An 18478-nucleotide genomic window follows, 5' to 3' on the forward strand; every position below is an offset into this window, starting at 1 on the left:
GGACTAGGGTGAGCGGGTGCACAAGCGCATCATGGGGATCGAGAACGAGTACGGCGTCACGTGCACGTTCCACGGTCAGCGCCGCCTGTCGCCCGACGAGGTCGCGCGCTATCTGTTCCGGCGCGTGGTGTCCTGGGGCCGCTCGTCCAACGTCTTCCTGAAGAACGGCGCCCGGCTCTACCTCGACGTCGGCAGCCACCCCGAGTACGCGACGCCGGAGTGCGATTCGCTGGAGTCCCTGGTCGCGCACGACAAGGCCGGCGAGCGGGTGCTCGAGGGCCTCGTGGTCGATGCCGAGAAGCGGCTGCACGACGAGGGCATCGCCGGCGACATCTACCTGTTCAAGAACAACACCGACTCCGCCGGCAACTCCTACGGCTGCCACGAGAACTTCCTCGTCGGGCGCCACGGCGAGTTCAGCCGGCTGGCCGACGTCCTGATCCCCTTCCTCGTCACCCGCCAGCTCATCTGCGGCGCCGGCAAGGTGCTGCAGACCCCGCGCGGCGCGGTGTACTGCGTCAGCCAGCGGGCCGAGCACATCTGGGAGGGCGTCTCCTCGGCCACGACGCGCAGCCGCCCGATCATCAACACCCGCGACGAGCCGCACGCCGACGCCGAGCGCTACCGCCGGCTGCACGTCATCGTCGGCGACTCGAACATGAACGAGTCGACCACGCTGCTCAAGGTCGGTTCGGCCGATCTCGTGCTGCGCATGATCGAGGAGGGCGTGCAGTTCAGCGACCTCACCCTCGAGAACCCGATCCGCGCCATCCGCGAGATCAGCCACGACCTGACCGGCACCCGTCCGGTGCGCCTCGCGGCCGGGCGCAGCGCCTCGGCGCTGCAGATCCAGCGCGAGTACTACACGCGGGCGGTCGACTTCGTGGCCCGCACCGGCGAGGACGCGTCGTCCAAGCGGGTGCTCGAGCTGTGGGGCCGCGCCCTGGACGCGGTGGACAAGCAGGACCTCTCGCTGATCGACCGCGAGATCGACTGGGCCACCAAGTTCCAGATGATCGAGCGGTACCGGGCCAAGCACGACCTCCCGCTGTCGTCGCCGCGGGTGGCCCAGCTCGACCTCGCCTACCACGACATCTCGCGCACCCGCGGCCTGTACTACCTGCTGCAGAAGGCCCACGCCGTCGAGCGGGTGGTCAGCGACCTGACGATCTTCGAGGCGAAGAGCGTGCCGCCGCAGACGACCCGGGCCAAGCTGCGCGGTGACTTCATCAAGCGGGCACAGGAGCGGCGGCGCGACTTCACCGTCGACTGGGTGCACCTCAAGCTCAACGATCAGGCCCAGCGAACCGTCCTGTGCAAGGACCCGTACCGCAGCGTCGACGAGCGGGTCGAGAAGCTCATCGCCTCGATGTAGCCCGATCGGGTCCGTCCGCGGGCGAAATATTGCGGCCGAACCCGTCATAATCGAACCCGTGAACCCCACTGTCCTCCCGCGCGGCGCAGAGCGGCGCGTGAAGCGGGGCATTAACTTTGAGGACATGGCAGCCCGGCGCGCGGAACGACTCGTCAATCTGGTGATCTGCCTGCTCTCGACCCGGCAGTTCCTCACCGCCGAGCGCATCCGCGACGCCGTGCCCGGCTACGAGGCGGCCGACGGTTCGAAGGCCACCGACGAGGCGTTCAAGCGCATGTTCGAGCGGGACAAGTCCGAGCTGCGCGATCTCGGCATCCCGCTCGAGACCGGGCGGACGAGCCACTTCGACAGCGAGGACGGTTACCGCATCCGGCGCGGTGACTACGAGCTGCCGATGATCGAGTTCGATGCCGCCGAGGCCGCCGCCGTCGGTCTGGCCGCCCGCCTGTGGCAGTCGGCGACCCTCGGCGAGCCGGCCCGCCAGGCGCTGATCAAGCTGCGCGCGGCGGGTACCGAGATCCGCACCGCCGACGCGCCGGGGGCCGTGCCGCACCTCGACGCCAGCGACCCGAGCCTGCCCGCCCTGCTCGAAGCGTCGCGCAGTGCCACCGTGGTGCGCTTCGACTACGTCAAGAGCGGGGCGCAGGAGCCGCAGCAACGCACCCTCGAACCCTGGGGCGTGCTCTCGTGGCGGCGCCGCTGGTACGTCGCCGGTCTCGACCGCGATCGCGGCGAGCCGCGCAGCTTCCGGCTCTCGCGCATCGTGAGCGCGGTGTCGAGCGTCGGTGGCCCCGGTGCCTACGCGCGGCCGGAGAAGGTCGACCTGCTCGAGATGGTCGCCGGTCGCGGACCGGACGACGGCCGCATCGCCCTGGTCCGGGTGTCGGGCTCCGGCGCGGGCCAGCTGCGCCGCATCGCGCAGTCCGAGGTCGAGGGCGTCCTCACCGTCACCTTCACCGAGACGCAGTGGCTGGCCCGCATCATCGCCGCGGCCGGCTCGTCGGCCGTCGCCCTCGAACCACCCGATCTGGTCGAGGCCGTGGTCGCACGGCTGCGCGCCGTCGCGGGCGAGCCGTCGGAGGTGCGGGGCTGATGGCCACCGCCGCCCGCACGGCCAACGAGGAACGCCTGCCCCGGCTGCTCGCGCTCGTGCCCTACCTGCAGGCCCGGCCCGGCATCAGGGTCGCGCAGGCCGCCACCGACTTCGGCATCACCGACGCCCAGCTGCGGCGCGACCTCACCCTGCTCTGGATGTGCGGGCTGCCCGGTCACGGCCCGGGTGACCTCATCGACCTCGCCTTCGAGGGCGAGACGGTGAACGTCCTCTTCGATGCCGGCATGTCCCGCCCCCTGCGACTGAGCGGGGAGGAGGCCCTGGCCCTGGTCGTCGCGCTGCGCACGCTCTCCGAGACGCCCGGTCTCGCCGACACCGACGCCGTGCAGCGGGCGCTGGCCAAGGTCGAGACCGTGGCCGGGGGAGCGGTCGCCGACGACACCGTCGCGGTGGAACTCGATCACGCCGAGCGGCTGCTGCCCGGTGTCCAGCGCGCCGTCGACGACCGCCGTGCGCTGCGCATCCGCTACTACAGCGCGTCCCGGGACGAGACCACCGAGCGCACGATCGACCCGGTGCGGGTGTTCGAGGCCGACGCACACAGCTACGTCGAGGCCTGGTGCCGCCAGGTCGAGGGCATGCGGGTCTTCCGCATCGACCGCATCGAGAGCATCACCCCGCTCGACGAGCCCGCGGTCGTCCCGGCCGACGCCCAGATGCGCGACCTCTCCGAGGGCGTGTTCCAGCCCGCGGCCGAGCACCTGCTCGTCGGCCTGCGGTTGGGCCGGGCCTACGCCTGGGTGGCCGACTACTACTCGACCGAGCACGTCACCGACGACGGTGACCAGCTGCGCATCGAGCTCCGCGTGGCCGACCCGGCCTGGGTGCGGGCCCTGGTCCTCGGCTCGGCCGGGCAGGTCGAGGTGCTCTCGCCCGACTGGCTGGCCGAGGGCGTGCGCAGTGAGGCCGTCACCGCGCTGTCGGCCTACGCGGCGAAGTAGAGTCCCCTCCGTGGCCTGGATCCCGATCGTCGCATGGGGCGCCGCCCTGCTCATTGCGGCGGTGCTGCTCGGCTTCTGTGCCTACGAGGTGAGCTGGAAGGCCAAGCGGCTGCAGCGTGACCTCGCCGCGCTCCAGGGTCTCGCCGAGCAGGCCGACCAGCTCCGCGGTCAGCTGACCACGGTTCAGGAGCGACTCGCCGCCACCGGGCTGCGCTGAGCGCCGTGGCCACCGTGGTGCGGCGCCGGAGCCGGGGCCCGAAGGATCCCGAAGGGCGCATGCCCGTGCTGGATCACCTGCGCGAACTGCGTCGCCGGGTGATCTACATCCTGCTGTTCGTCGCGCTCGGGGCGGTGCTCGGTTGGGTCCTGTACCCGCACACGCTGCACTTCCTGCGCGAGCCGTACTGCTCGGTGCCGCAGCAGTACCGCTACACGCAGGTCGGCACCGGCAACTGCGTGCTGATCTACCACGGCGTGCTCGACGGATTCACGACCAGGTTGAAGGTGTCGGTGATCTCCGGCGCGGTCTTCACCGGGCCCCTGTGGCTCTACCAGATCTGGGCCTTCATCACCCCGGGGCTGCGCAAGAACGAGAAGCGTTACACGCTGATGTTCGTCGCGGCGTCCACCGTGCTGTTCGCGGCCGGCATGTCGCTGGCCTACGTGGTGCTGTCGAAGGGCCTGAAGATCCTGCTCGAACAGGCGGGCTACGGCACCGCCGCTCAGTTGACGGTCAGCGACTACATCTCCTTCGTCACCCTCATGCTCGTCGTCTTCGGCGCCGCCTTCGAGCTGCCGCTGCTGGTGATCATGGCCAACTTCGCCGGCGTGCTGTCGGCGAAGGTGCTGAAGAAGTCGCAGCGCATCGCGATCTTCCTGATCTTCCTGTTCGCGGCGGTCGCGACGCCCAGCACCGACCCGTTCACCATGTGCGCGATGGCGATCCCGATGGTGGTGCTCTTCGAGGGCGCGGTGGTGATCGCGGTGATCCACGACCGGCGCAAGGCCCGGCGGCTCGCCGAGGAACGCGCGGCCAGTCATCTCGAGGACGATGTCGCGTCGACCATCGACCCGATCCCCGAGGCGTTGCCCGCGCGCGTCGATTCGTGGTCCGACACCACCTGACGGGCGGGTTCGCCCTCGCTCTCTAGGCTGGACGCATGTCGTCGCCGAGTGAGCGGTACGCCGCCTCCCGGCGTCGCACCGGACGCCCCGTCCTGATCGATTTCCGCCTCGGGTACTCCTTCGACCTCGATCCGTTCCAGACGCAGGCGTGTGAGGCGCTCGAGGACGGCTACTCCGTGCTCGTCTGCGCGCCGACCGGCGCCGGCAAGACCGTGGTCGGCGAGTTCGCCGTGCACCTCGCGCTCGCGGCCGGGCAGAAGTGCTTCTACACGACGCCGATCAAGGCGCTGTCGAACCAGAAGTACAACGATCTCGTCGAGCGGTACGGCAGCGCGAGCGTCGGCCTGCTGACCGGCGACAACGCCGTCAACGCCCACGCCCCGATCGTCGTCATGACGACCGAGGTGCTGCGCAACATGCTCTACGTCGGCAGCGACGCGCTGGCCGGCCTCGGCTACGTCGTGATGGACGAGGTGCACTACCTCGGTGACCGGTTCCGCGGCGCCGTGTGGGAAGAGGTGATCATCCACCTGCCCGCGTCGGTGCGGCTCGTCTCGCTGTCGGCCACGGTGTCCAATGCCGAGGAGTTCGGCGAGTGGCTGGTGTCGGTGCGGGGCGAGACCCAGGTGATCGTGCACGAGCAGCGGCCGGTGCCGCTGTGGCAGCACGTGCTCGTCGGCAGCCGAATGTTCGACCTGTTCTCGACCGCCGGTCCCGACGGCGACCAGTCGATGATCGACGCCGGCCTGCTGCGGCACGTCGCCGACCGCACCCGCTACCTCGACCCGATCCCCGGCCGGCGTGGCGGCCGGATGCCGCGCGGCTGGCGCCCGCCGCCCCGGCCCGACGTCATCGCCCGCCTCGACCGTGAGGGCCTGCTGCCGGCGATCACCTTCATCTTCAGCCGCGCCGGCTGCGACGCCGCCGTGCTGCAGTGCGTGCACGCCGGCATGTGGCTGACGCGTGAGGAGGAGCGGGCCGAGATCGACGAGGTGATCGAGGAGCTCACCGCCACCGTCCCGCCCGAGGATCTCGACGTGCTCGGGTTCTGGGAGTGGCGCGACGGGCTGCGGCGCGGCGTCGCCGCCCACCACGCCGGCCTGATCCCGGCGTTCAAGCAGACGGTCGAGGAGCTGTTCGTGCGGGGCCTGGTGCGCGCCGTCTTCGCCACCGAAACCCTCGCGCTGGGCATCAACATGCCGGCCCGCACCGTCGTGCTCGAGCGCCTGACGAAGTACAACGGCGAGACGCACGCCGACATCACTCCGGGGGAGTACACCCAGCTCACCGGCCGAGCGGGTCGCCGCGGGATCGACATCGAGGGCCACGCCGTCGTGGTGTGGTCGCCCGAGGTCGACCCGCAGCGGGTGGCCGGGCTCGCGTCCAACCGCACCTACCCGCTGCGCTCGTCGTTCCGGCCGTCGTACAACATGGCGGTCAATCTGGTTGACCAGATGGGGCGCCCGGCGGCGCGGCAGCTGCTCGAGGCGTCGTTCGCCCAGTTCCAGGCCGACCGCGGCGTCGCCGGGCTGCTCGCGCAGATCCGCCGCAACGAGGAGACGCTGCGCCACTACGAGAAGCAGATGGCCTGCCACCTCGGTGACTTCGCCGAGTACGCCGACCTGCGCCGCCGGCTCAGCGAGCGCGAGGCCACCCTCGCCCGCGAGGCGTCGCGCGAGCGGCGCGGGGCGGTGGCGGCGTCGCTCGAAGCGCTGCGGCGCGGCGATGTCATCCGGGTGCCGCGCGGCAAGCGGGCCGGGCTCGCGGTGGTTCTCGATCCGGGCGTGCACCCGCACGACGACCCGCGGCCGCTCGTCGTCACCGAGGGGCGCTGGTCCGGGCGGCTCTCGCTCACCGACTTCCCGGGCGAGGTGCAGGTGCTCGGCACGGTACGGGTACCCAAGCACGTCAACCACCGCTCGCCGCAGGAGCGGCGCGATCTCTCGTCCAGCCTGCTCGCGCTCGACCTGCCCGACGCCCCGCGGGCCACGCGGCGCGGCAGCGGACCGTCCGGGGACGACATGGAGGTGCTGCGGCTGCGCCGGGAACTGCGCGCGCACCCGTGCCACCAGTGCACCGATCGCGAGCAGCACGCGCGCTGGGGCGAGCGGCACAGCCGGCTGGCCCGCGAGAACGACGGGCTGCGCAAGCGCATCGAGGGGCGCACCGGTTCGCTCGGGCGCACCTTCGACCGCATCTGCCGCCTGCTCGACGACCGCGGGTACCTCGCCGGCGACGAGGGCACGCCGGCCGGTCGGCAGCTCGCGCGCATCTGGTCCGAGGCCGACCTGCTCGCCGCCGAGTGCCTGCGCGACGGCGCGTGGGACGGCCTGGACCCGGCCGAGCTCGCGGCGGTCGTCTCGACGCTGGTCTACGAGGCGCGGCGCGAGGAGTTGCTCGTGGACAAGATGCCCTCACCCGCGGTGCGCGACGCCCTCGCGACGACCAGCCGCATCTGGGCCGATCTGCGCGACGACGAGGTCGGGCGCCAGCTCCCGCCGAGCCGCGAGCCGCAGCTCGGCTTCGTCTGGGCGATCTACCGGTGGGCCCGGCAGGAGCGGCTCGACCGGGTGCTCGCCACCGCCGCCGAGCGCGGCAACGAACTCTCGGCCGGCGACTTCATCCGGTGGTGCAAGCAGGTGCTCGACCTGCTCGAGCAGCTGGCGCTCGCGCCGGGTGCCGGGGGCGGGCGCCCGCCGGTGGCGGCCACGGCGCGGGCCGCGGCGAGCGCGATCCGGCACGGCGTCGTCGCGCAGAGCATGCAGCCCTGATCCTGCCCTCGCCGCCGCGTTCACAGGCGACGCCCGGGGTTCGCAGTGCGTTCTCACACGTGTCGCCCGGTGCTGATCCAGGCGTTTCGCAGTAGCGTGATCGAAGCCCGACCGGCGGCCCGCGTGGCACCGGCCGGCCGGCACAACCCGCCCGAGCGCGGAACGACACACGATGAGGTGCAGCATGTCCGAGCAAGGCAGCCAGGGCGAGAATCCCGGGCAGCAGTGGCCGCCCCACCAGCCGCCGCCGACGTCCGACCCCGCCCCGAGCGCTCCGCCGCCGGAGTCCAAGGACGAGGCGAAGGACGCCGGCTCCGCGCCGGACGAGCACAGCACGTCGATCCTGCCGCCCTACACCGCGGACCGCTCGGGCGAGCTGCCGGCCGACGCCCAGGCCACCACGAGCATCGACCGGGCCGCGTTCAACGCCTCGCCCTACGCCCAGCCCGAGCCGCCGGCCGCCGCGGCCCGCGGCGCCGACAACCCCGACCAGCCCACCACCGCCTTCGGCCCCGGCGCCTTCGGCGGCGCGGGCGAGCAGTCGACGTCGGCGTACAACCCGCCCGCGTACGGCCAGCCGGGTTACGGCCAGCAGCCGCCGCAGGGTTATCCGCAGCAGTCGGGCTACGGCCAGCAGCCCGGCTACGGCCAGCCGGGCTACGGGCAGCACCAAGGTTCCGGCCAGCAGCCCGCGTACGGGCAGCCGGGCTACGGCCAGTCCGGCTACGGCCAGCAGCCGGGGTACGGGCAGCAGGGTTACGGCCAGTCCGGTTACGGTCAGCAGCCGGGGTACGGGCAGCAGGGCTACGGCCAGCAGCCCGCGTACGGGCAGCAGGGCTACGGCCAGTCCGCCTACGGGCAGCAGCCGAGTTACGGGCAGCAGGGCTACGGGCAGCAGGGTTACGCCCAACAGCTCGGCTACGCGCAGTCCGGCTACCAGCAGCCGCCGCCGGCCAAGAGCAGGAGGGGGCTGATCGTCTCCCTGATCGTGCTCGTTCTGCTCGTCGCGGCCGCGGCGGTCGTGCTCCTCGTCGTCAAGCCCTTCGGCGGCGACAAGAAGCTCAGCCACACCGCAGTCGAGCAGTTCATCGACAACCACAGCACCGAGTTCGGCGCCTCGAACACGGTGTGCAACGGCGGCAACGACTACACGATGAAGACGAACGGGGCGACGTTCACCTGCAGTGCCGACAACGGGAAGTCGTTCACCGTCACGATCAACAACAAGAAGACCGGGGCCTACTCGGTGCGCAGCGGCAACTAGTCGAGCGACTCGCTGATCGCGGCGAGCAGTCGCCGCACGGCGCTCTCGACCCCGAGGTCGGCGGCCAGCTGCTGCAGGCGGTCGCCGTCCCGGGGTGTGCGGGGCAACGCGTCGTCGACCTCGTCGACCGGCGCGTCCTCGCGCAGGTGCACCGCCCCCGGCGCCACGGCCAGGTAGTCGCGCGCCGCCCGCACCCGCGCGGCGGCGCCGGCCGGGAAACCGTCGTCACCGCGCTCGGCCGCGCCGACGATGTTCTCGACGCGACCGAACCGGGCGACCAGCGCGGCGGCCGTCTTCTCGCCCACCCCGGGCACGCCGGGCAGCCCGTCGCTCGGGTCGCCCCGCAGCACCGCGAAGTCGGCGTAGTTCGCGGCCGGGATCCCGTACCGCGCCCGCACCTCCTGCGGACCCATCACCGCCATGCGCGCGAGACCTCGTCCCGTGTAGAGCACGGTGACCCGATCGGTCGCCGTCGCGAGCAGGTCGCGGTCACCGCTCACGATCTCGACCGGTTCGGGGTCGCGCGCGGCGAGCGTCGCCATCACGTCGTCGGCCTCGAACCCCTCCGCGCCGGCGCAGGCGAGCCCGGCCGCCGTGATGATCTGGAGCAGCAGCGGGATCTGCGGGCCGAGGGCGGCGGGCACGTCCTCTCCGCCGTCCTTCGCGACGCGATGCGCCTTGTAGCTCGGGACGAGCGCGACGCGGAAGGCCGGACGCCAGTCGAGGTCGAGGCACGCGACCCAGCGCCGGGGCCGCCGCTGCTCGATCAGTGAGGCCGCCATGTCGAGGAAACCCCGCACCGCGTTGACCGGTCGTCCGTCCGGTGCGGTCACCGACTCGGGGACGGCGTGGAACGCGCGGAAGTAGAGGTTCGCCGCGTCGACCAGCATCAGCGCCACCGACTCACCCTAGAGCGGGTCGGCGTCGCCCTCGGTGCTGGCGCGCAGCACCAGTTCGGTGGGCAGCACGACGGCCGGGTCGCGGTTGAGCGCGTCCTCGGTCTCGGAGATGAGGGCCAGCAGGCGCGTGGTCACGTCGAGGGCCTGGTCGGCGACGGGCTGGCGGACGGTCGTGAGGTCCATGAGCTCGGACAGCGGCTGGTCGTCGAAGCCGATCACGGCAAGATCGTCGGGGATGCGCAGGCCCGACCGGCGCGCTTCGCGCAGCGCGCCGTAGGCCATCTCGTCGCTCTCGGCGAAGATCGCGGTCGGCGGGTCGGGCCGGGCCAGCAGGTAGCGGGCGGCCTCGGCCCCGCCCTCGACGGTGAAGAACCCGAGCCGTTCGAGCGCCGGGTCGGCCTCCAGACCGGCCGCCTCGAGCGCGTCGCGGTAGCCGTCGCGCCGGTGCAGCGGCGGGGTGAAGCGCATCGGGTCGTCGGTGTCGCCGCCGATGAGCGCGATGCGCTGGTGCCCCTGACCGATCAGGTGGTCGACGGCCGAACGGGCTGCGGCGATGTCATCGATGCGGGCCGACAGGAAGCCCTCGCGCTCGATGCCGAGCAGGCCCACCGGACGGTTGAGGGCGGTCAGTGCGTCGAACTCGAAATCGTCGAGGACGAGGCTGGCGACGAGCACGCCGTCGACCCGCTTGCGCATCGGCATGACGTCGAAGAAACGGTGCCTTCCCTCGCGGTCGCCGAGGTTGTAGAGCAGCAGGTCGAACCCGGCGCGGCGCAGCGCGGTCTCGGCGGTGTCGATGACCTCGGCGAAGAACCACCGGTTGACGAACGGCACGACCAGCCCGACGGTGGTCGTGCGGCCGCTGGCCAGCCGGGCGGCGAAGGGCGATGCGACGTAGTTGAGGTCGGCGGCGGCCGTGAGGACGCGGTCGCGGGTGCCGGTCGCGACGTCGGGCAGCCCGCGCAGGGCGCGCGACACCGTCGCGATGGACACGCCGGCGCGCCGGGCGACGTCCTCGATGCTCGCGACCACTATGGGCTCCTCGACTCGGATCTCCGTAAACGCTACCGCCGTTCCGGAGAGACGGCTCCATGCACCGCCGCTGGCAGACTCGTGACGTGCTCACCCTGTACCGAAATGGCCGGATCCACCGGGTCGGTCGACCGCCCGCGACGGCGCTGCTGACCGACGGCACGACCATCGCCGCGCTCGGCGCCGACGACGAGTTGCCGACCGGCTCACACGTCGCGGTGGTCGACCTCGACGGTGCGCTGGTCACGCCGGCCTTCGTCGACGCCCACGTGCACGCGACATCGACCGGCCTGGCCCTGACCGGCCTCGACCTGCGCGCGGCGACCTCACTGGGGGAGGCGCTGACCCTGCTCGACAAGACCGCCCGGGCCGCCCGCGGGCGTCCGATCCTCGGCGGCGGCTGGGACGAGACCGGCTGGCCCGAGCAACGGCCGCCCACGGCGGGCGAGCTCGACCGGGCGACCTACGGCAGCGCCGTCTACCTGGCCCGGGTCGACGTCCACTCGGCCGTCGCCTCGTCGTCGTTGATGGCGGCCGTACCCGGGTTGCGCGGGCTCAGCGGGTTCGCCGCCGACGGCTGGCTGCGCGGCCCGGCCCACGACGCCGTTCGGGCGGCGGCGCAGGAGGCCCTCACCGCCGGTCAGCGTCGCGAGGCCCAGCGGGCCGCACTGCAGAGGGCGGCGGCGCTCGGCATCGCCTGCGTTCACGAGATGGCCGGTCCGGTGATCTCGAGCGAGGACGACGTGACCGGCCTGCTCCGGCTCGTCGCCGACGAGCCGCTGCCCGAGGTGATCGCCTACTGGGGCGAGCTGTTCGGCATCGAGGCCGCGCGCGACCTGGGCTGCGCCGGTGCGGCGGGGGACCTGTTCTGCGACGGGTCGCTCGGCTCGCACACGGCCGGGCTCGGCGCGCCCTACACCGACCGTCCGGACACGAGCGGGTACCTGCGCTTCGAGACGGCCGACCTCGCCGAGCACATCGCTCGCTGTGCCGCCGCCGGTCTGCAGGCCGGCTTCCACGCCATCGGCGATGCCGCGATCGACCAGGTGCTCGACGCCCTCGACCGGCTGGGGGAGCGGGCCGGCGCCGGGCACCGGCTCGAGCACGCCGAGTTCGTGCCGGATCCGCGACGGTTCGCGGCCAGCGGCCTCACCGCGTCGATGCAGCCCGTCTTCGACGCCGCGTGGGGTGGACCGGCCGGCATGTACGCCCAGCGTCTCGGCCCGGGCCGAGCGGCCGGCCTCAACCGTTTCGCCGACCTCGTGGCGGCGGGCGTGCCCCTCGCGTTCGGTTCGGACGCCCCGGTCACCGAGCTCGGACCGTGGGCCGCCGTCCGGGCCGCGGCCCACCCGCACGAGCCGTCGGCCGCGATCCCGGTCGGGGCTGCGTTCACCGCGCACACCACCGGCGGGTGGCGGGCGGCCGGACGGAACGGTGTGGGGGAGCTGGCGCCGGGAGCCCCGGCCACCTTCGCGCTCTGGGCCTGCGGACCGACGGGGGCGGACGGGCTGCCCCGGCTGCGCCCCGACGACGAGCTGCCCCGCTGCCTCGCGACGGTGCGCGACGGCCGGCCGATCTTCGACGCCGGTGCGCTCGACGGCAGCGGTGCGAGCGGTCCCTGAGAACGCGCGCCGTTCTCGGCGCCCGACTCGGCAATACTGGTCCGATGCGACCTGTCCGAGCTCCGTCGTTCGCGACGCGCTGGGCGGCGCTCGTCGCGGTGGTCGGCGGCGTGCTCGGCGTGGTCGCGTTCCCCCGCTTCGGGTGGTGGCCGGCCGCGTTCGCGTCGGTCGCCGCCCTGTCGGTCGCGGTCGACGGCCGCCGGGTGCGTACCGCGGCCTGGCTGGGCTACCTCTACGGCTGCGCGTTCCTGCTGCCGTTGGTGCAGTGGACCGGCATCTACGTCGGCCCGGTGCCCTGGCTGCTGCTGGGCTTCGCGTTCGCGGCCTTCTTCGCGCTGCTCGGGGCGGTGCTGCCGCTGCTGGCCCGGCTGCCCGGCGGCCCGCTGTGGGTGGGGGCCGCGTGGGTGCTGCAGGAGTTCCTGCGCGACCGGATCCCGTTCGGCGGCTTCCCGTGGGGACGGCTCGCGTTCAGCCAGGCGGAGTCGCCGTTGCGCTGGTTCGCCGCCCTCGGCGGCGCCCCCCTCGTCACCTTCGTCGTCTCGGTCGCCGGGGGCGGGCTCGCCGTCGCCGTGCGCGAGGTGCGCGCGCGGCGCCTGCGGTCCGGGGCGCTGGGTGTGGCGGTGCTGGTCGCCGTCCCGGTCGTCGGGGCCGTGCTCGCCTGGCCGCTGGGCCCGGCGCCCGACCGCGCCGGCCGCAGCGAGACGATCGCGGTGATCCAGGGCGGCCTGCCCGATCGCGGCCTCGAGTTCGAGGACCGCGCCCGCCAGGTGCTCGACAACCACGTGCGGCAGACGCTGCTGCTGGCCGAGCGGGTGCGGCGCGGCACGGTCGCCCGGCCCGACCTCGTCCTGTGGCCCGAGAACGCCTCCGACGTCGACCCGTTCCAGGACACGGCCGCGTACCAGGAGATCGACGCCGCGGTGAAGGCCGTCGGCGCCCCCGTACTCGTCGGGGCGATCCTGCAGGGGCCCGGGCCGACGCACCGGCGCAACGTCGGCATCCTCTGGTCGCCGACCACCGGCCCGGGGGCGCAGTACGTCAAGCGCCACCCGGTGCCCTTCGCCGAGTACATCCCGCTGCGCAGCATCGCCGAGGCGGTGAGCTCGGACGCCAAGAACGTCACCCAGGACATGGTGGCCGGCACCGGCAACGGGCTGCTGCGCGGCGGCCCGGTGCCGGTCGGCGACGTCATCTGCTTCGAGGTCGCCTATGACGATCTCGTCCGCTCCTCGGTCGCGGCCGGCGCGCAGCTGGTCGTCGTGCAGACCAACAACGCCACGTTCGGGCACACGGCCGAGACCTACCAGCAGCTTGCCATGAGCCAGTTGCGGGCGGTCGAACTCGGCCGCACGGTCGTCCAGGTGGCCACGACCGGGAAGTCGGCGGTGATCGGGCCGGACGGCCGCATCCGCGACAGCTCCGGGGCCCTGTTCACCGCGGCGGTGCTCGTCGACCGAGTGCCCGTCCGCTCGGTACGGACCCCGGCCACCCGTGTCGGCGCAGTGCCCGAGTACGTTCTCAGCCTTGTGGCATTGGCCGGGCTCGTCCCGGTCGCCGCCCTCCGCCGGCGCGAACGCCGTCCGGCCGTCGATCTCGCAACGCCTCCGACCGACGGGGCGCAGAAGGAAATGGTGATCACGTGAGCCCGTCCGACTCCACCCCTGGCGGCGTTCTGGTGATAATCCCGACCTACGACGAGCGCGACAACATCGAGCCGATCATCGCCCGGGTGTTCGCGACCAACCCCGGGGTGCACGTCCTCGTCGTCGACGACGCCAGCCCGGACGGCACCGGCAAGATCGTGCAGGCGCTGGCCGACGCGGACGCGCGGCTGCACGTGCTGCACCGGGCCGGCAAGAACGGTCTCGGTGCCGCCTACATCGCCGGTTTCGACTGGGGCCTCGCGGCCGGCTACGACGTCCTGGTCGAGATGGACGCCGACGGCTCGCACCCACCGGAGCAGCTGCCCCGGCTGCTCGACGCGTTGTCGGGTGCCGATGTCGTGCTCGGGTCCCGATGGGTGCCGGGCGGGGCGGTCGTCAACTGGCCGAAGTCGCGCGAGGTGCTCTCCCGCGGGGGGAACTTCTACGCCCGGATCTCGCTCGGCCTGGACCTGCGCGACGCGACCGGCGGCTACCGCGCCTACAAGCGCGAGGTGCTCGAGCGGCTCGACTACGCCGCGGTGGCGTCGCAGGGTTACTGCTTCCAGGTCGACCTCGCCCGGCGCGCGGTCGCGGCCGGGTATCGCGTGACCGAGGTGCCCATCACGTTCGTCGAACGCGTGCGGGGCGAGTCGAAGATGAGCAACGCGATCGTGCGTGAGGCGTTCGTACGGGTCACCCAGTGGGGTGCCGCCTATCGGGCCGGTCAGGTGCGGGCCGCGCTGCGCCGCCGCCGCTGAGCGCGGCGACGGCGTCCGGCCTCAGGCCGCGAGCTCGGCCTCGACCTCGGTCAGCGTCATGCCCTTCGTCTCGGGCACCTTGGCCAGCACGTAGATCAGCGACAGCACGGTGACCACCGCGTAGCTCACGAAGGTGGCCGTGCGGCCGATGGCCGAGATGATCGACAGGTACGAGACCGCGACGACCAGGTTGGCCGCCCAGTTCGCCATGGTGGCGATGGAGGCCGCCTGCCCGCGAACCCGCAGCGGGAAGATCTCGGCGATGAGCAGCCACACGATCGGGCCGAGGCTGACGGCGAACGCACCGACGTAGACCGCCAGGGCGATCGTGGCGAAGACGGCGCCGCTGCCGTGGATGCCGATCGCGAAGGCGGCGGCCAGTGCGGCCAGGCCGACGATCATGCCGGCCATGCCCCCGATCAGCAGCGGCCGCCGGCCGACCCGATCGAGGTAGCGGATCGCGACCACGGTCATCAGGACGTTCGTGACGCCCACGACGACCAGCGCGAGCAGGGAGGCCGAACGGCCGAGCCCGGCCTCCTGCAGCACGGTCGGGGCGAAGTAGATGACGGTGTTGATGCCGGTGATCTGCTGGATGACGGCGAGCACGATGCCGAGCATCAGCGCCGGACGCAACCGGCGGTCGAGCAGGTCGCCGATCGAGCCGCGGCTCTCCTCCCGCGCGGTCTCGCGCACCTTCTGGACCTCGTCGTCGATCTCGTCGGCGGAGTCGCGCAGCTGGGCCAGCACGTCGCGGGCCTCGTCCTCGCGGCCCTGACGCACCAGCCACGCCGGGCTCTCGGGCTCGCGGGCGATGCCGAGCCCGAGTACCACCGCGGGGACGAGCGCGAGGCCGACGCTGACCCGCCAGTCGCCGTGACCGGCGAGGAAGTAGGCCACGAGCTGGCTGACGAGGATGCCGATGGTGATGGACAGCTGGTTCAGCGAGACGAGCGCGCCGCGCCGGTTCGGCGGGGCGATCTCGCCGATGTAGAGCGGGACGACGAACGACGTGGCGCCGACGCCCAGGCCGATGACGAACCGGCTGACCCAGAACACCCACAGTGCCGGCGCGAACGACGAGGCGAGCAGGCCGAGGACGAACACGACGCTGATGATGAAGATGGCCCGACGCCGTCCGATCTGGTCGGCGATGCGGCCGGCGGCGAGTGCGCCGACGGCGGCGCCGGCCAGCAGGATCGCCACGACCAGGCCCTTGTCGAAGGGGTTGGTGAGCGCGAACGAGGTCGCGATGTTCGGCAGCACGCCGCCGACGACGCCGGTGTCGTAGCCGAACAGGATGCCGCCGACCGCGGTCAGGACCGCGGCCCGGGTCACCGCCCGATGGTGTTGTCGGGTGAGAGTTGCCTGCTCGGTGTCCGCCACGCTTGTCATGCCCGCTCCTCGGGGTCTCGCCGGATTCCCCGCTTACCTACCCATACTCGCGACATTCGGGACATCGATCTTTTTGCCGGACGGCCGGCCGTTCTGTCGGCCGTCGGTGGCAGAGTGGCGGTGTGGACGATGCCCCGGTGGTGCTCGCGGTCGACGGCAACTCGCTCGTGCACCGCAGCTACCACGCCCAGGCCCACACCGGACATGCCGCGTGGGCCGTGCGGGGCCTGCTGACCCAACTCGTCGCGGCCGTCGACCGGGTCCGGCCGGTGGCGGTGGTGGTCGGGTTCGACGACCCCGACTCGTCCCGGCGGCGCGAGCGCTGGCCGTCGTACAAGGCGAACCGCACCGAGAAGCTCGACACGCTCGTCGAGCAGCTGACCGAGGCCGCAGCAGCGCTGCGCCGCCTCGGAATAGCGGTGGTCGTGCCGCCCGCGCTCGAGGCCGACGACGTGCTGGCCTCGGCCGCCGCCTTCGCCCCGACGCGGAACGCCCGCACCGTCGTGGTCACCTCCGACCGGGACGCGTTCGCGCTGATCGACGAGCACACCTCGGTGCTGCGGATCATCAACGGCGGTGTCGAGGCCTCGCCGATGATGACGGCCGAGCGGCTGGTGCTGCTGCTGGGCGTGCGGCCCGAGCAGTATCGCGACTTCGCCGCCCTGCGGGGCGATCCGTCGGACAACCTGCCCGGGGTCCGGGGCATCGGCCCGCGCACGGCGGCCCGCCTCCTGGCCGAGTTCGGCACCGCCGCGGCCGCGTTCGACGACCTGGACTCCGTGCGCGATCGGATCGGCGCCGGCGCCGCCGCCCGGATGGCCGCGCCCGGGGCGCGGGCGGCGTGGGAGTTGAACTGCCAGGTCATGACGATGCACCGCGACGTCGAGCTCGACCTCGACCTGGCCGCCGGGCCGGGCGTGCTGCCCCTGCCGGCCGCCGTCGTGGCCGGGGTGTTCCGCGGCCACAACCTCACCTGGTCGGTCGGCCCGGCCGTCCGGGTGCTCGCCGAGGTCGAACCCGGCGATCTGCCCGCCTCCGAACCGGCCGAAGCGATGGCGTGGAGCCCGCGACCGGCGCGCCGCTTGCCGCCGCTGCCCCCGCGCAGACCCCGCATCGAGCAGCTCTCGCTCTTCGACTGACCTTCTGGAGCCCGCGCGGCCGGCCCGCCGTTCAGGCGTTGACGCAGATGGCGTTGGCCTCGAAGTAGGTGTTGCCCTGGTTCGGCGTGACGACCAGCGTCGAGGCCCACCCGGTGCGGCTCTCGTCGATGCTCGACTCGGAGACGTAGGCCCACTGGGCGTTGCCGAGGCCGGGGAAGGCGTTTCCGTAATGGGCTCCGCCCCCGACGGGAACCTGCCCGGACGGGCACTGGACGTCGACGAGGCGCTGGGTGCCGGTGTTCACCGTGACGTACTGGGTGACGACGTTGTACCCGGAGAACCCGCTCGGGCCGCGCGGGCCGGGCGGCCCCGCCGCGCCCCGAGCGGCCAGCAGGTTCCAGGCCGTCGGTACGGATGCCGGGGACTGAGCGCGGGACGCGGTTCGAGCCACGTAGGACGCACCTCCGCTGAGGACGACGTCCTGCGCGCTGTACGTGACCGATGCCGACCACGCGCCGCGGTAGGTGTAGCCCTTGGACCAGTTCAGGGTCGTCTCGGCCGCGCTGCAGCGCCGACCGGCCTGGTAATCGATGATGCGTACCGCACTGGTGCTCCGGTTCACACAGGCCGTGATCGCCCCGGTGGTCGTGGACGGGATCGACGCGATGGCGACGCCGCCACCCACGGCGAGCGACGCGCAGAGCGCTCCGCCGGCGAGCGCGGCTATTCCCCGGCGTCGGGACTTCACTGCTGCATCGACATGACGACCCCTCGGGTACGGCGCTGACGCGTGTCGGGCGGGAGATGGACTCGCTGACGAGGAGCGGGGACGGCCGCCGGTAATACCCCAGCCGCGGAATTCCTTGATCGGCACCGCTCGGACACGACGAAGCCGCCCGGACGAGGTCCGGGCGGCTTCGGGTTACAGCGTGTGTGACGCGGTCAGGCGCTCTTCTGGCCCCGGCGGGCCCGCAGGACGTCGAGCCGCTCGGCCAGGACCTCTTCGAGGTCGGCGATCGTGCGGCGCTCCATGAGCATGTCCCAGTGCGTACGCGGAGCCTTGACCTTCTTGGCCTCGGGCTCCGGCCCGTCGATGAGCTTTGCGGTGCTGCCGTCGAGACGGCAGTCCCAGGTGCTCGGGATCTCTGCCTCTTCGGAGAACGGGACGCTGAACTCGTGTCCGCGCACGCAGCGGTAGGCGGCGACGTTGCGCGGAGCCGGTTCGGCGCCGTACTCCGTCTCGTAGCTGATCGCGCCCAGCCGACTGCCCCGCAGTGTTCGGTCTGCCATGGTGGGCACCTCCCTGGACGTGGTGTGAAAGTCTTGCTTGGCAACCGCCGCAACCCCGCGGTGCTGAGGCGTGGCTTGTGGCGGCACTGACTCCAACGAGCCAGGTGCTTGGATGATTCCCACATGGTGGTCGGGGTAACCCCGAGCCG

Annotated in this window: 16 protein-coding genes; 11 read left to right on the forward strand and 5 right to left on the reverse strand. The window is 72.5% G+C overall.

Annotated features, from left to right (window positions below; genetic code table 11):
* Window positions 1–16 precede the first annotated feature (16 nt).
* The 7 genes from pafA (at window position 17) to VGN18_RS03685 (ending at window position 8590) form a co-directional block, all read left to right on the forward strand.
* Window positions 17–1375 (forward strand): Pup--protein ligase, encoded by a 1359-nt coding sequence (gene pafA / locus VGN18_RS03655; protein ID WP_327538279.1) that lies wholly within the window; start codon window positions 17–19, stop codon window positions 1373–1375.
* Between the two features lie 124 nt (window positions 1376–1499).
* Window positions 1500–2468, forward strand: coding sequence for a helix-turn-helix transcriptional regulator (locus tag VGN18_RS03660; RefSeq protein WP_327538280.1), 969 nt, complete (start codon window positions 1500–1502; stop codon window positions 2466–2468).
* On the forward strand, window positions 2468–3430 hold the full coding sequence (locus tag VGN18_RS03665) for a YafY family protein (RefSeq protein ID WP_327538281.1): 963 nt from the start codon (window positions 2468–2470) through the stop codon (window positions 3428–3430). The genes VGN18_RS03660 and VGN18_RS03665 overlap by 1 nt, the downstream gene beginning before the upstream one ends.
* A 10-nt stretch (window positions 3431–3440) precedes the next feature.
* Window positions 3441–3647: a hypothetical protein gene (locus VGN18_RS03670; protein ID WP_327538282.1), complete on the forward strand. Its 207-nt coding sequence runs from the start codon at window positions 3441–3443 to the stop codon at window positions 3645–3647.
* Window positions 3648–3706: 59 nt separating this feature from the next.
* On the forward strand, window positions 3707–4555 hold the full coding sequence (gene tatC / locus VGN18_RS03675; RefSeq protein WP_327538283.1) for a twin-arginine translocase subunit TatC: 849 nt from the start codon (window positions 3707–3709) through the stop codon (window positions 4553–4555).
* A gap of 35 nt (window positions 4556–4590) precedes the next feature.
* Complete coding sequence (locus tag VGN18_RS03680; protein ID WP_327538284.1) at window positions 4591–7326, forward strand: DEAD/DEAH box helicase; 2736 nt, start codon at window positions 4591–4593, stop codon at window positions 7324–7326.
* Window positions 7327–7510: 184 nt separating this feature from the next.
* Complete coding sequence (locus VGN18_RS03685; protein ID WP_327538285.1) at window positions 7511–8590, forward strand: hypothetical protein; 1080 nt, start codon at window positions 7511–7513, stop codon at window positions 8588–8590.
* On the opposite strand, the gene VGN18_RS03690 is transcribed toward VGN18_RS03685, so the two are convergent.
* Window positions 8587–9480 (reverse strand): 5'-3' exonuclease, encoded by an 894-nt coding sequence (locus VGN18_RS03690; RefSeq protein ID WP_327538371.1) that lies wholly within the window; start codon window positions 9478–9480, stop codon window positions 8587–8589. The two genes, VGN18_RS03685 and VGN18_RS03690, sit on opposite strands and share 4 nt — an antisense overlap.
* An 18-nt stretch (window positions 9481–9498) precedes the next feature.
* Window positions 9499–10521: a LacI family DNA-binding transcriptional regulator gene (locus VGN18_RS03695; RefSeq protein ID WP_327538286.1), complete on the reverse strand. Its 1023-nt coding sequence runs from the start codon at window positions 10519–10521 to the stop codon at window positions 9499–9501.
* 86 nt (window positions 10522–10607) lie between these two features.
* Between VGN18_RS03695 and VGN18_RS03700 the strand changes: the two genes are divergently transcribed.
* Genes VGN18_RS03700 through VGN18_RS03710 form a run of 3 tightly spaced genes read left to right on the forward strand, consistent with a single transcriptional unit; the run spans window position 10608 to window position 14544 of the window.
* Window positions 10608–12143 carry an amidohydrolase gene (locus VGN18_RS03700; protein WP_327538287.1) on the forward strand — a complete coding sequence of 512 codons (1536 nt, stop codon included), beginning with the start codon at window positions 10608–10610 and terminating at the stop codon, window positions 12141–12143.
* 44 nt (window positions 12144–12187) lie between these two features.
* A complete protein-coding gene (gene lnt, locus VGN18_RS03705) occupies window positions 12188–13786 on the forward strand; it encodes an apolipoprotein N-acyltransferase (RefSeq protein ID WP_327538288.1) in 1599 nt (532 codons plus the stop codon).
* Window positions 13783–14544, forward strand: a complete 762-nt coding sequence (locus VGN18_RS03710; RefSeq protein WP_327538289.1) for a polyprenol monophosphomannose synthase — start codon at window positions 13783–13785, stop codon at window positions 14542–14544. The genes lnt and VGN18_RS03710 overlap by 4 nt, the downstream gene beginning before the upstream one ends.
* A gap of 21 nt (window positions 14545–14565) precedes the next feature.
* On the opposite strand, the gene VGN18_RS03715 is transcribed toward VGN18_RS03710, so the two are convergent.
* Complete coding sequence (locus tag VGN18_RS03715) at window positions 14566–15939, reverse strand: sugar porter family MFS transporter (RefSeq protein ID WP_327538290.1); 1374 nt, start codon at window positions 15937–15939, stop codon at window positions 14566–14568.
* Window positions 15940–16061: 122 nt separating this feature from the next.
* Between VGN18_RS03715 and VGN18_RS03720 the strand changes: the two genes are divergently transcribed.
* Window positions 16062–17078 (forward strand): 5'-3' exonuclease, encoded by a 1017-nt coding sequence (locus tag VGN18_RS03720; RefSeq protein WP_327538291.1) that lies wholly within the window; start codon window positions 16062–16064, stop codon window positions 17076–17078.
* A 31-nt stretch (window positions 17079–17109) separates the two neighbouring features.
* Here VGN18_RS03720 and VGN18_RS03725 read toward each other — a convergent pair whose 3' ends face one another.
* Window positions 17110–17787 carry a hypothetical protein gene (locus VGN18_RS03725; protein WP_327538292.1) on the reverse strand — a complete coding sequence of 226 codons (678 nt, stop codon included), beginning with the start codon at window positions 17785–17787 and terminating at the stop codon, window positions 17110–17112.
* 194 nt (window positions 17788–17981) lie between these two features.
* On the reverse strand, window positions 17982–18329 hold the full coding sequence (locus VGN18_RS03730; RefSeq protein ID WP_327538293.1) for an RNA polymerase-binding protein RbpA: 348 nt from the start codon (window positions 18327–18329) through the stop codon (window positions 17982–17984).
* Window positions 18330–18478: the final 149 nt, after the last annotated feature.

Source organism: Jatrophihabitans sp. (assembly GCF_036000465.1).
Taxonomy (GTDB): Bacteria; Actinomycetota; Actinomycetes; order Mycobacteriales; family Jatrophihabitantaceae; genus Jatrophihabitans.